This is a genomic window from Laedolimicola ammoniilytica, assembly GCF_025567165.1.
Classification (GTDB): domain Bacteria; phylum Bacillota; class Clostridia; order Lachnospirales; family Lachnospiraceae; genus Laedolimicola; species Laedolimicola ammoniilytica.
The window spans coordinates 25953-39329 of the sequence record NZ_JAOQKC010000016.1; the positions used below are offsets into that span (position 1 = coordinate 25953).

Sequence of the window (13377 nt, forward strand, 5' to 3'; positions counted from 1 at the left end):
AAAGGCGCCGGAAGCAAGAGAAAGAAAAGGATAGGGATAAAGAACATGAAGTGCATTACTGTAAAAGAATTATATCGTAATACTGAAAGCTATCTGGATAAGGAAATCACAGTAGCGGGCTGGCTCCGCAGTAACCGTGGATCCAAGGCCTTCGGCTTCCTGGTTATGGGAGACGGAAGCTGCTTCCAGACACTACAGATCGTATACCATGATACCATGGAGAACTTTAAAGAGGTTTCCAAGCTGAACGTGGGCGCTGCCGTGATTGTAAAGGGAACTCTGGTTGCTACACCGGAGGCAAAGCAGCCCTTCGAGATTCAGGCAGAAGAGGTTGTGGTAGAGGGCGATTCCGCGCCGGATTATCCGCTGCAGAAGAAGCGCCACTCCTTCGAGTATCTGAGAACCATTCCTCATCTGCGTGCCAGAACCAATACCTTCCAGGCTGTATTCCGGGTTCGCTCCCTGATTGCCTATGCGATTCACCAGTTCTTCCAGGAGAGAGGCTTTGTATACGTACATACGCCGCTGATTACCGGAAGCGACTGCGAGGGCGCAGGCGAGATGTTCCAGGTAACGACATTGGATCTGAACAATGTACCGAAGACCGAAGAGGGACAGATCGATTACAGCCAGGACTTCTTCGGAAAAGAGACGAATCTGACCGTAAGCGGACAGCTGAATGGCGAGACCTACGCTATGGCGTTCCGTGACATCTATACTTTTGGACCGACCTTCCGCGCGGAGAATTCCAATACCACCCGTCATGCGGCTGAGTTCTGGATGATCGAGCCGGAGATGGCATTCGCCGATCTGGAAGACAATATGGAAGTAGCTGAGGCTATGCTGAAATATGTTATCAGTTACGTGCTGGAGAACGCTCCGGAGGAGATGAATTTCTTCAACCAGTTTGTGGACAAGGGACTTCTGGACAGACTGCACGGCGTACTGAACTCCGAGTTTGGCCATGTGACCTACACCGAGGCCATTGAAATTCTGGAGAAGAACAACGACAACTTTGATTATAAGGTAAGCTGGGGCTGTGATCTGCAGACGGAGCATGAGCGTTATCTGACCGAGCAGGTCTTCAAACGCCCGATTTTCGTAACAGATTACCCGAAGGACATCAAGGCCTTCTATATGAAGCTGAATGAGGACGGCAAGACCGTAGCCGCTATGGACTGTCTGGTACCGGGTATCGGTGAGATCATCGGCGGAAGCCAGAGAGAGGATGACCTGGAGAAGCTGACCGGTCGTATGCAGGAGCTGGGTCTGAAGGAAGAGGATTACGGCTTCTACCTTGACCTGCGGAAATACGGCTCTGTCCGTCATTCCGGTTTTGGCCTGGGCTTCGAGCGCTGCGTCATGTATCTGACCGGCATGGGCAATATCCGCGACGTGATTCCGTTCCCGAGAACCGTAAATAACTGCGAGCTGTAAGATTATAGTTTACAGAAAATTCCAAATATCTGTATCATTCCCCTGGGGCGTGATACAGATATTTTTTGTCATAGGAAACTTCGTCCTATGACACAAAAACGCTCCGCGGGATTCTATTTTATGTTCTTTATAAAGCGGGGGCGGCGTGTTAAAATGATAGACAAGAAGAAAGGCGAAAGGAAGCGGAGCGGGGATATGAAAAATCAGGCCGGCCAGTACACAACCGAATACGAAATCCTTGAACTGCTGAAGCTGAAGCTCTACCAGCGGCTTCACGGCCTGGCTCCGGTGCTGGGCGCAGTGGAGTTCCGGATCGAAGAGCCGAAGCAGCCGGAACCTAATGGGGGAGTGGAACAGGAAAGCGCGGACAGGGCCTGCGCGGGCTTTCGGATCGACGGCCGCGTCTTTTATCTCTCCCCGTCCCGGATCCGGTCAGATTTCCTGAAAGACAGCGATTTCCTCTGCCGGGAGCTGCTGCACATGCTCAGCCATTGTCTCCTGGGGCATCCTTTCGAGGCCTGGCGTGTGGAACGGGAGGAGCGAAAAGTCTGGGAGTCTGACTGCGACGAAAAGGCCTGGGCGCTGACGGAAGAGCTTTGGGGAAAGTCCATCCCGGAAAAGCCCCCGGTAGACGATCACAGCTTCTGGGGACAGAAGCCTGACGAGCGGGAAAAGGCCTTCTGGCAGGGGCAGGGTGAGAAGCTGCTTCGAAGCGGCAATCCCAGAGGAAAACGGAAAGCGGGGACGGCGAAGCGGCACCGCACCCGGCAGCTGGTTCCGGCAGCCGGTCAGCGGGGCGATTATCGGAGTATTTTAAGAGGCCTGTCCTCCTACCGGGAAGACAGCCGTCTGAATCTGGACGAGTTTCAGTATTCCTGGTACACTTACGGACTGGAAATATATGGAAATATGCCGTTGATAGAACCGCTGGAATACAGCGAGGAACGGAAAATCGCCGACCTGGTCATTGTTATCGATACCTCCGGTTCCTGTGAAAAAGAACTGGTGCGGGTATTCCTGGAGGAGACCAGGGGAATTCTGGAGCAGGATCGCCTGTTTTTCCGAAGCTTCTGCCTGCACCTGATCCAGTGCGACAATCAGATCCAGCGGGACGATTGTATTCACAGCCGGGAAGAATTCGAAAAATATCTGGAGCACCTGGAGATCCGGGGCGGGGGCGGGACAGATTTCCGCCCAGCCTTTGCGCGGATCGAGGAGCTGAGGCAGCAGGGAGAGCTGCGGGATTTACAGGGAATTCTGTATTTTACGGACGGCTGCGGCTGGTATCCGAAGAAGGAGCCGGACTATCAGGTCTGGTTCGTAATGCTGCAGGGGCATTTTGACAGTATCGATATGCCGGACTGGGTACACAGACTGGTATTGGAGGAGAAAAGGGCATGAATATACAGGAAGCAAAAGAAGAAATCAAAAAGACAGTCCGGGCTTACACAGCCAGAACGGCGGCGGGAACCTTCCGGATTCCGGTGCCAAGACAGCGGCCGGTGCTGCTGATTGGCCCGCCGGGTATCGGCAAGACCGCCATCATGGAGCAGATTGCCGGGGAATGCGGCGTCGGCCTGGTGTCTTACACCATGACCCACCATACCCGTCAGAGCGCCATCGGCCTGCCGGTATTGACAGAAAAGCAGTTTGCGGGAAAAGCGTATACCGTGACTTCTTATACCATGAGTGAAATCATTGCGTCGGTCTATGAGCAGATAGAAAAAACCGGCTGCAGGGACGGCATTTTATTCCTGGACGAGATCAACTGTGTGTCAGAGACGTTGATGCCGGCCATGCTGCAGTTCCTCCAGTATAAGACCTTCGGAAGCCATGCGCTACCCGAGGGCTGGGTCATCGTGGCGGCCGGTAATCCGCCTGCCTACAACCGTTCGGCGCGGGAATTCGATACGGTTACCCTGGATCGGGTACGCTATATGAAGGTGGAACCGGATTTCCCCATCTGGAAGCATTATGCGGTGGAGAGCGGCCTGCACCCGGCGGTATTGTCCTTCCTGGAGCTGCGCCCGGAACGCTTTTACGTGATGGAGCCTGGCGAGAAGGGCTTTGTGACCGGACGGGCCTGGGAAGATTTGTCAGAGATACTACTGACCATGGAGGAACTGGAGCTTGGCGTGGAGGAGGCGCTGTTCGGTCAGTATCTTCAGGACGAGGATACGGCGACGGAATTTACCTTTTATTACCGTCTTTATGAAAAATGGAAGAAGGAGCTGAAGCCCGAGCAGATTCTGACCGGAGCAGCGGACGTGCCGACGAACCTGCCGTCCCTGCCCTTTGACGAGCGCCTCTGCATCGTCTGGCTTTTGTTACAGCGTATTTACACCCTGGGCAGGGCGTACGAGGAGCAGCAGAAGCTGTCCGACAGTTTGCGCTTCTTTGCGGACGGACTGGGACAGGGAACCGCAGAGCAGCTGACAGCGCTTGTGGACGAGCGCCTGGACCGTCGGAGAAAGAGTCTGGCGGTCCGCAAAGAAAACGGTCTGTTGGCTGCAGGGGAAGAAGAACGGGAACAGCGGCTTTTCAACGTGATCCGGGACTGCAGGGAGGCAGTCAGGACAGGCGGAGCTACGGACGCATTTTCGGAGAGAAGCGCACAGGAACAAAACCGGGCAGAGCGGCAGCGGAAAGAGCTGACCGCAGCCATGCAAAACGGCGCGGCCTTCGTCCGTGAAGCCTTCGGGAAAAAGCAGGAGCTGGTGATCTTTCTGACCGGCCTTCGGGAGCAGCCGGTCTGCAGCAGGGTATTGCAGGAGGAGCTGGGGGAGCTTTCCGGGGAGGCGGAAGACTTTCTGAATGCCGGAGGAAAAGAGGAGGAGCTTCGCCGGAAATTGACGGAGCAGCAGGCGTAAAAGCCCAAAAAAGTGGGAAAAACATCCCCTCACCCAGGATTGTATTTTGAATATGCGTGTGCTATACTGAACAAAACCCAAGAAAGAGAACGATGATCATGAAGGAACAGATACATACCCATACACATATAGCGCCGGACGGCACCGTCTATGAGCATACGCACACAGATGGGGAACACAGTCATTTGGAACCGCACACACATGAGCACAGCCATGAGCATAGTCATGAGGACGGTCACGCCCATGGTCACGGGCATACCCATACCCATCAGAACACCAAGGCCGTTCTGAACCGCCTGTCCAGGGCCATCGGCCACATGGAGTCCATCAAACGCATGGTGGAAGATGGCCGCGACTGCAGCGAAGTACTGGTTCAGCTTTCCGCCGTCAAAGCCGCCATCAACAACACGGCCAAAGTGATCCTGAAAGACCACATCGAGCACTGTATGGTAGACGCGGTGGAGAGCGGCGACCATGAAGCTATCGAAGAGCTGACGGCGGCCATTGACCGGTTTATCAAATAAATAAAAAAATCTTCATAAAAATTTAAACGAAGCTACGGAAAAATGCGCTAAGATAACAGAAACAGGAGGCGCAAGAATATGAAGAGAAAAAAGATATTGCTATGCATATTGCTGACCGCAGCCCTGCTGGCCGGCTGCAATGCCAGAAACACAAATACGGATACAACAACACCTTCCCAGGGTACCGAAGACACCGCAGATTCCGATACCCCGCTGATATCCGAGAACGAAAAATCCGGAAGCGTCACCTCGCTGGCCGTCAATATCCCGACCGAGATAAACGGAACAGAATTTACCATTACCACAGAGCAGGCCTACCCGGACGACGATGAGATTCTTGCAGTCAACGCTATATACGGGGATCAGACCCTGAAGCTGGATGAAAGTCTGGGGGTAAAGGGTATCTACGAGGTAGTTCAGAAGGACGGTATCTATATGCTGACAGAAACCGGCACCTTCAATGACTGGCGAGTGGTCTATCTGCTTCGGGCGGACGAGAAGGGAATCACTGAGACAGATGTGATAGATGGTTCCCTGGGTGATATGCCAAAGAATCCCGAGGACGGATTTTCTATTACCTCCAAGATAGACGTGCTGGGCAGCTATGGCGGTACCCGGACTTACACCATTGAAAATGGCCGCTTCACCACAGACAGCACGCTGTATGAATTCCGGGGCACTCCGGACGGATACAGGCCTGTGCTAACCGTAACAGGCGAGATCAGCTGCCGGATCGAAGGCGGCAGTACGGAGCTGAAGCCTGGCGATATCATCACCCCAACGGCATATTCGGAGGACGGAGTATTCTATTTTGAAAGGGAGGACGGCACTCCGGGCAGCTTCCAGGTGGATCTGGACGAAGAAGGAAATTACGCATATACAATTGGCGGTGTAGATGAGAATGAGCTGTTTGAATCACTGCCCTATGCAGGTTAAAGACAGGTGTGACACCCGGTCGGAAGGAATCCTTCCGCCGGGTGTTTTTGCACGAATTTGAAAGGATTATTTTAGAAACTTAGATCTAGATGTCGGAGCGTTGGCTTGGTACAATATAAAAAATGACGATTCATATATGGGGAAATTCAATGGATTATTATGCACATCTGACGGAGAGCAGGAAACAATCGGTAAAAGAACATTTACAGGGAACAGCAAAGCTTGCTGAAAAGTTTGCCGCAAAATTCGGCTCAGCAGACTGGGGATATTACTGCGGATTACTTCACGATATAGGAAAGTATTCATCAGAATTTCAGCGTAAAATTCAGGAGAATCCGGATCTGCGCGTGGATCACTCTACGGCAGGGGCGCAGGTAAGCAATGAATTGGGAGCATATTATAGCCTGATGAGCTATTGTATCGCCGGACACCATGCCGGACTTCCGGATTGCGGGAGAAAAGGAGTATCCGCCAGCCTGTTGGGCAGACTTGAAAAAAAGGTTTGTGATTACAGCGAATATAAAAAAGAAATAGAGATACCGAAAATCACTACGGAGCCATTTGCGCCGGAACAGGTGGCGGATTTTGATTTCTCATTGAGTACCTTTATCCGTATGCTATACTCCTGTCTGGTAGATGCAGATTTCCTTGATACGGAACAATTCATGAGCGGCGGGGTAGCTCAAAGAGATTCCGGGGAGAATATGGAAAATCTTTTACTCAGATTCAAAGAGCATATAGCTACATGGCTTGAAGATTGGGACGATAGAACCATCAACGGCAGACGAAGTGAGATCCTTAGAAATTGTCTGGAGCAGGGTAAATCATGTAAGGGGTTATTTCAACTTACGGTGCCTACCGGTGGAGGAAAAACGATTTCTTCGATGGCATTTGCATTGCAGCATGCCGTGAAAAATCAGATGGATCGGATCATCTATGTCATTCCCTATACAAGTATTATTGAACAGAATGCACAGGTATTTCGTGAAATACTGGGGAATGAAAATGTATTGGAAAATCACAGCAATGTGGATTATGAAAGCTCAGAGGAATTTAAACCGATGCAGCTGGCGGCGGAAAACTGGGATAAACCGATAGTGGTGACTACAAATGTCCAGTTTTTTGAATCTCTGTATGCCAATAAATCATCGAAATGCCGGAAGCTGCATAATATTGCAAACAGTGTGATTATATTTGATGAGGCACAGATGCTTCCGACAAATTATTTAAAGCCGTGTATTGCAATCATGGAGGAATTGCTGCAGCGATATGGAGCCAGCATCGTATTGTGTACGGCGACACAGCCGGCGTTGCTTCCGTTTTTTCATGGAAAACAGACGGTCAGAGAATTATGTCCAAGAAGAGAGGAACAGTTTCAATTTTTTGAAAGAGTTACTTATCAGAATATGGGAACGGTAACGGAAGAGAATATGATAGAAAATCTGTGTCAGGAGGGACAGGCACTGTGTATTGTTAATACACGGAAAAGAGCGCAGAGACTTTATGAACAGCTGCGGGGCGAGGGGATCTATCATTTATCGACCAGCATGTATCCGTTACACAGAAGGAGAGTCCTGAATGAAATCCGCAGCAGGATAAAGGAGAAGGATAAAAAATGTATTGTTATTTCTACAAGTCTGGTAGAGGCGGGAGTAGATTTGGATTTTAAGTCTGTATATCGGGAACTTGCCGGTGTGGATTCCATGATTCAGGCAGCAGGACGCTGTAATCGAAATGGGAACAGAGATAAAAAAGAGAGTGTGGTCCATATATTTCAATGGGAGGACAAAGAACACATACCGGGACAACAGCAGCAGATCGATACGACAAAAAGTCTGTTGGCAGAGGGAAAAGATATTACAACCCTGGAGCATATTACGGAATATTTCCGCAGACTTTATCACATCAGGGGCGGGAGCCTGGATAAAAAAGATATTTTAGATAAATTCAAAGACAGAGATTACCATTTTGCAACAGTCGCCAGGGAATTTAATCTGATTGAAGAAAATTCAGTTACCGTATATGTAAACAGAGAACCGGAGGCAGAGGAGCTTTTGCAGGAAATTCGGCAAAAGGGACTGACAAAGGGATTGATGAGAAAAGCCGGAAAATATTGCGTAAATGTCTATCGGGGAGACGGTCGGAAAGAAATGCTGTTTGAGAAGATGTACAGAGCGGGAATGCTGCGTCTGGTGGTGGACGGAGCACAGGATTTTTACGAGCTTACGGATAAAGAGCAGTATCTGGAAAATACAGGAATGAAACTGGACGTGGAACTGGGCGGAATGATACTGATCTGAATAAAGGAAGAATGGAAACGGCGGTACACCATAAAAAAGTGTACCGCCGCTCTTTGAACATAACAAAAATTATAATTATTTCAATCCACAGGGATTCCCTGACGTGTATAGTGTACCACAGGTTTGGTAGTTTATTCAAGGCGATGTATAATTTCAATTATAATTTATGTTACAAAAAATAATTTACTATTGCAATTCTAAAATAAATGTGATACAGTCTAATTATCAGATAAATGCAGGACGAAATATAACGTTATCTCGCAGATACTGTAGATGAGAGTAATAGTTTAACGATGAAAGAAGGTGAAAATAAAATGGGAATTGGAGTAAAGGTGCATGTATGGGGTGATTACGCATTGTTTTCAAGACCGGAGCTTAAGACAGAACGCTACAGCTATGACGTCATTACCCCCTCGGCGGCCCGTGGCATCCTGGACGCCGTATACTGGCATCCAGGTATGAGGTGGGTCATCGATAAAATCTATGTGAAAAATCCTGTTTGTTTTACAAGTGTACGGCGGAACGAAGTAAAAAGCAAAATTCTGGCAAGCAATGTGCTGCAGGCGTACAATGGCGCAGACAAGCCGTTGTATATCAGCGCCAGGGAGGACATTGTCCAGAGAGCAGCGCTGATGTTGTGTAATGTTTCCTATGTGATAGAGGCGCATTTTGAAATGACAGACAAGGCAAACGCGTCGGATAATCCGGGTAAATTTAAGGATATCATTATGCGGCGATTGCGAAGGGGAGAGTGCTTCCAGATGCCTTGTCTCGGATGCAGAGAATTTCCGGCGAATTTCGCTCTCTGCGAGGAAGAAGAGATCCATACCGCTTATGATGAAGTGCCGGAAAAAGATTTGGGACTTATGTTATACGATATGGATTACAGCGAACCGGAAAATATTCAGCCCATGTTTTTCCATGCGGTTATGCGTCATGGTGTGATAGATTTAAGAGAATGCGAGGTGTTACGATGATCTTGCAGGCATTGGTAAAACAATATGAGAATCTGGAAAGACAGGGAAAAGTATCCGGGCTGGGCTGGTGTCAGGCCAAAGTGTCATACGAACTTGATTTGTCAAAAAATGGAGACGTTCTGGGCGTTACTTCGCGGAAGATAGAAGAAATGCGCGGTAAAAAGACCGTCTGGGCACCAGCATCTCTGATTGTCCCGGAAATGGTGACGCGCTCTTCTGGTGTGTCAGCTAATTTCCTGTGTGATAATTCCAAGTATATGCTGGGAATTGATGTGCAGGGAACAAATCAGCGTGTTATTGATTGCTTTCAGGCCACAAGAGAAAAGCACCGGAGCGTGTTGAAAAACGCGCAGGGAGAAATAGCCCGCGCGATTTTGGCCTATTTTGAGAAGTGGGATCCGCAAAAAGCAGAACAGCATCCGGTTATTCGAGAAAACTGGGAAAAGTTGACAGAAGGCGGAAACCTGATTTTCAGCGTAGAAGGACAGGAGGCGCAGGAGGACGAGGAAATCCGGACGTGTTGGGAACAGTACCGGGAGCAAGACGATGGTGAACGTAAGGGGCTTTGTCTTGTTACAGGTAGGAAAACTGAGATTTCCCGAATCCATAAAGTGATCAAAGGAGTTCCGGGCGCGCAGTCCAGCGGAGCGGCATTGGTATCTTTTAATGCCCCGGCATTTGAGTCTTATGGAAAAGAACAGAGCTACAATGCACCGGTGGGGAAATATGCGGAATTTGCCTATACGACAGCATTAAATTATCTTTTGACACAGAGAGACTATACCTTTTCTCTGGGCGACGCCATGGTGGTGTACTGGGCAGAAAGCGGAAAAGAAGAATATCAGAAGTGCTTTTTTGATATCCTGAGACCGACCAAAGATAATCAAAAAAAATTAAAGGATATTTTTGATAGTTTAAAAGAAGATACGAAGGTATATCTGGAAAACGCAGAGATGGATCCGGAACAGAAATTTTATATCCTGGCGTTGGCGCCCAATGCGGCTCGCTTATCGGTACGATTTTTTTACATGAATTCATTTGGGAAGATATTGCAGAATATTGCGGAACATTATGAGCGGCTCAGCATTGTAAAACCGGCCTGGGCAGAGCAGGATTATTTGGGAATTCGCGATATGCTGAATGAGACCGTGAACCAGAAGTCGAAAGATAAAACACCCATTTCAAATATGTCATCGCTTGTATTGCAGGCGATTCTGTCAGGAAGCAGATATCCGGCAAGCCTTTATACAGATACTTTGATTCGCATACGGGCAGAGAATGGCAAGATTACATGGGGGAGAGCCGCTATTATCAAAGCATATCTGAATCGCAACTATGGGTGGAAGAAAGGAGAAAGATTTATGGGACTAAAGGAAGAATGCACGGATACAGCTTATGTATTAGGAAGATTATTTTCCCTTCTGGAAGCAATACAGAAAGAAGCAAATCCATCAATCACAACGACAATCCGGGATCGGTATTTTAATTCCGCCTGTGCAACACCTGCAAGCGTATTCCCGGTGTTGATCAAATTGAAAAACAGTCATATCAAGAAGCTGGAAAGAGATAAAGGGGGCGCAAAAATTTATTATGAAAAACAGCTGACAGATATCATGGGGAGACTGGAGGAATTTCCAAAACGGTTATCATTGGAGCAGCAGGGACAATTTACGCTGGGTTACTATCATCAGCAGCAGAAAAGATATGAAAAAGGGGAGGAAAAATAAATGAGTGAAGCGATTAAAAATAGATACGAGTTCGTGATATTATTTGACGTGGAAAATGGAAATCCAAATGGCGACCCCGACGCAGGCAATATGCCCAGAATCGATCCGGAGAGTGGACTGGGACTGGTAACAGATGTTTGCCTGAAGCGCAAGATTCGCAATTATGTGGAAACGGTAAAAGAGGATGCGCAGGGATATAAAATTTACATCAAAGAGTCTGTACCTTTGAACCGCAGTGACAGAGAGGCCTGCGCAGATCTGGGAATCAGGGAAACAGAGGAAAAAAAGGTAACGGAAGAATTGAAGAAATTAAAGAAAGATGATCCGGACGCAGATCTTAAGCTGAAGGATTATATGTGCCGGAATTTCTATGACATTCGTACTTTTGGAGCCGTAATGACTACTTTTGTCAAAGCCTCTTTGAACTGTGGTCAGGTAAGAGGTCCTGTTCAGATTGGTTTCGCCCGCAGCGTTGATCCGATTATCGGTCAGGAGGTGACAATTACGAGAGTTGCTATCACTACTGAAAAAGATGCGGAAAACAAAAATACAGAAATGGGCAGAAAGACGATCGTTCCTTATGGACTTTATCGCGCGGAGGGATATATTTCTGCAAATCTGGCGCGAAAAGTAACCGGCTTTTCGGAAGAAGATCTGGAACTGTTGTGGGAAGCAATTCTCAATATGTTTGAAATAGATCATTCTGCTGCAAGGGGAAATATGGCAGTACGGGAGTTGATTGTCTTTAAGCACAGTAAGGAATTGGGAGATTGTCCGGCGTACAAATTATTCGATGCGGTAGAAGTAAAGAGAAAGGAAGATGTGGAATACCCCAAAAAATATCAGGATTATATCGTAACGGTTCACAAAGAACAGATTCCTGATTCCGTAGAAGTAAGAAGGATAAATTGATGGAATACACAGAAGACGATTATCTTATGATATCCGGAATTCAGCATTTCAGGTTCTGTAAAAGGCAGTGGGCGTTGATTCACATAGAACAGCAGTGGGCAGAGAATGAACACACAGTTATTGGTGAATTGATGCATAAAAAAGTACACGATCCCTATCTTACAGAAAAACGAAAAGATATCATCATTGCGCGGGCTATGCCGGTGGCGTCCAGAAAAATGGGCGTCACTGGTGAATGCGACGTAGTAGAGTTTCACCGATGTGAGGAGGGAATTCGCCTGTATGGACATCGAGGCAACTTTTCTGTTTATCCGATAGAATACAAAAAAGGAAAGCCTAAAATTACGGAAGAAGACAGATTGCAGCTGACCGCACAGGCAATGTGCCTGGAGGAAATGCTTTCCACGCATATTTCAGAGGGGGCTTTGTTCTACGGGGAAACAAGACGGCGTGAACCTGTGAAAATAACGGAAGAGCTCCGCAATGAAGTAAAAGAAATGTTTCAGGAGATGCATCAATATTATAAGCGACAGTATACGCCGAAGGTAAAACCGGGCAAGAAATGTACAGCATGCTCGTTGAAAGATGTCTGCCTTCCAAAACTTGGAAAAAACGGTTCTGTGAAAATGTATCTGGACCAGGCGCTGGAGGAAGATGTATGAAAAAATTATTGAACACGTTATATGTTACTTCCGAAAACAGTTATCTGTCATTAGACGGTGAGAATATTGTTATTTATGAGAAGGAAAGCGAACTGGGAAGAGTCCCGTTGCATAATCTGGAAGGAATTGTATCCTTTGGTTATCGTGGAACCAGTCCGGCGCTTATGGGAGCCTGCGCAGAAAAAAATATTTCCCTGTGCTATATGACTCCTCAGGGGAAATTCCTGGCGCGCGTTACAGGAAAAACACGGGGAAATGTAGTTCTGCGTAAGCAGCAGTACGAGAGCAGTAACGACGATACAATCGCGCTGGAGATTGCTAAGAGTTGCATTCTGGGAAAGGTACATAATGCGCGCTGGGTTCTGGAGCGGGCTATTCGGGATCACGCTATGCAGATAGATGCGGAGCGTGTAAAAAAGGCGTCTGAACTGTTAAAAAATTCTATTGCGATGGTTCGGAGCAGTACATCAAAGGACGAACTCAGAGGATATGAAGGAGAAGCGGCCAGTATTTACTTTGGAGTATTTGACGAACTGATCCTGCAGCAGAAAAAGGATTTTACGTTTCAGGGCAGGAATAGAAGACCGCCTATGGATAAGATGAATGCAATGCTGTCATTTGTTTATACATTGCTGACCAATATGGAGACGTCTGCACTGGAAAGTGTAGGGCTGGATCCCTGTGTCGGTTACCTTCATACAGAACGACCCGGCAGAGTTTCGTTAGCACTGGATATGATGGAAGAACTCAGGGCAGTTCTGGCAGATCGGTTTGTGTTGTCGTTAGTGAATAAGAAAATGATTACAGGCAAAAATTTTACATAGAAGGAAAACGGTGCGGTACTTCTTGATGACAATGGACGCAGACTGATATTGACGGAATGGCAGAACAGAAAAAAGGAGTTCATAACGCATCCGTTTTTACAGGAAAAGGTGGAGTGGGGAATGGTTCCTTATGTTCAGGCAATGTTGCTGGCACGTTTTTTGCGTGGCGATTTGGATGGCTATCCGGTTTTTCTGTGGAAATGAGGTG

General features: G+C 47.9%; 10 protein-coding genes and 1 pseudogene. All 11 read left to right on the forward strand.

The genetic code is table 11. The annotated features are described in order from the left end of the window. Positions 1 to 45 precede the first annotated feature (45 nt). The 11 genes and pseudogenes from asnS to cas1c all read left to right on the forward strand — a co-directional run bounded on the left by asnS (position 46) and on the right by cas1c (position 13373). On the forward strand, positions 46 to 1437 hold the full coding sequence (gene asnS, locus OCV63_RS11910) for an asparagine--tRNA ligase (protein ID WP_158364151.1): 1392 nt from the start codon (positions 46 to 48) through the stop codon (positions 1435 to 1437). Positions 1438 to 1632: 195 nt separating this feature from the next. Continuing rightward, positions 1633 to 2838, forward strand: a complete 1206-nt coding sequence (locus OCV63_RS11915; protein ID WP_262670836.1) for a VWA-like domain-containing protein — start codon at positions 1633 to 1635, stop codon at positions 2836 to 2838. Continuing rightward, on the forward strand, positions 2835 to 4307 hold the full coding sequence (locus OCV63_RS11920) for an ATP-binding protein (protein WP_158364154.1): 1473 nt from the start codon (positions 2835 to 2837) through the stop codon (positions 4305 to 4307). Before OCV63_RS11915 ends, OCV63_RS11920 begins: the two co-directional genes overlap by 4 nt. A 98-nt stretch (positions 4308 to 4405) precedes the next feature. After that, entirely contained in the window at positions 4406 to 4831 is a 426-nt protein-coding gene (locus tag OCV63_RS11925) for a metal-sensing transcriptional repressor (RefSeq protein ID WP_158364155.1), read from the forward strand. Positions 4832 to 4909: 78 nt separating this feature from the next. Further along, positions 4910 to 5767, forward strand: coding sequence for a hypothetical protein (locus OCV63_RS11930; RefSeq protein ID WP_158364156.1), 858 nt, complete (start codon positions 4910 to 4912; stop codon positions 5765 to 5767). Between the two features lie 149 nt (positions 5768 to 5916). After that, complete coding sequence (gene cas3, locus OCV63_RS11935) at positions 5917 to 8067, forward strand: CRISPR-associated helicase Cas3' (RefSeq protein WP_158364157.1); 2151 nt, start codon at positions 5917 to 5919, stop codon at positions 8065 to 8067. 314 nt (positions 8068 to 8381) lie between these two features. After that, positions 8382 to 9044 (forward strand): type I-C CRISPR-associated protein Cas5c, encoded by a 663-nt coding sequence (gene cas5c, locus OCV63_RS11940; protein WP_158364158.1) that lies wholly within the window; start codon positions 8382 to 8384, stop codon positions 9042 to 9044. Further along, positions 9041 to 10771: a type I-C CRISPR-associated protein Cas8c/Csd1 gene (gene cas8c / locus OCV63_RS11945; protein ID WP_158364159.1), complete on the forward strand. Its 1731-nt coding sequence runs from the start codon at positions 9041 to 9043 to the stop codon at positions 10769 to 10771. Before cas5c ends, cas8c begins: the two co-directional genes overlap by 4 nt. Continuing rightward, complete coding sequence (gene cas7c, locus OCV63_RS11950; RefSeq protein WP_158364161.1) at positions 10772 to 11683, forward strand: type I-C CRISPR-associated protein Cas7/Csd2; 912 nt, start codon at positions 10772 to 10774, stop codon at positions 11681 to 11683. Continuing rightward, the gene (gene cas4 / locus OCV63_RS11955; protein ID WP_158364163.1) at positions 11683 to 12345 is read left to right on the forward strand and encodes a CRISPR-associated protein Cas4; all 663 of its coding nucleotides are present in this window, start codon (positions 11683 to 11685) and stop codon (positions 12343 to 12345) included. The genes cas7c and cas4 overlap by 1 nt, the downstream gene beginning before the upstream one ends. Further along, positions 12342 to 13373, forward strand: a pseudogene (gene cas1c, locus OCV63_RS11960) (type I-C CRISPR-associated endonuclease Cas1c). The gene cas4 and the pseudogene cas1c overlap by 4 nt, the downstream one beginning before the upstream one ends. Positions 13374 to 13377: the final 4 nt, after the last annotated feature.

Excerpts from the sequence above, each read along its gene's own strand:
- cas3 (WP_158364157.1), top strand. The coding sequence starts at position 5,917 with ATGGATTATTATGCACATCTGACGGAGAGCAGGAAACAATCGGTAAAA.
- OCV63_RS11920 (WP_158364154.1), top strand. The coding sequence starts at position 2,835 with ATGAATATACAGGAAGCAAAAGAAGAAATCAAAAAGACAGTCCGGGCT.
- OCV63_RS11915 (WP_262670836.1), top strand. The coding sequence starts at position 1,633 with ATGAAAAATCAGGCCGGCCAGTACACAACCGAATACGAAATCCTTGAA.
- asnS (WP_158364151.1), top strand. The coding sequence starts at position 46 with ATGAAGTGCATTACTGTAAAAGAATTATATCGTAATACTGAAAGCTAT.
- OCV63_RS11925 (WP_158364155.1), top strand. The coding sequence starts at position 4,406 with ATGAAGGAACAGATACATACCCATACACATATAGCGCCGGACGGCACC.
- cas4 (WP_158364163.1), top strand. The coding sequence starts at position 11,683 with ATGGAATACACAGAAGACGATTATCTTATGATATCCGGAATTCAGCAT.
- cas7c (WP_158364161.1), top strand. The coding sequence starts at position 10,772 with ATGAGTGAAGCGATTAAAAATAGATACGAGTTCGTGATATTATTTGAC.
- cas5c (WP_158364158.1), top strand. The coding sequence starts at position 8,382 with ATGGGAATTGGAGTAAAGGTGCATGTATGGGGTGATTACGCATTGTTT.
- OCV63_RS11930 (WP_158364156.1), top strand. The coding sequence starts at position 4,910 with ATGAAGAGAAAAAAGATATTGCTATGCATATTGCTGACCGCAGCCCTG.
- cas8c (WP_158364159.1), top strand. The coding sequence starts at position 9,041 with ATGATCTTGCAGGCATTGGTAAAACAATATGAGAATCTGGAAAGACAG.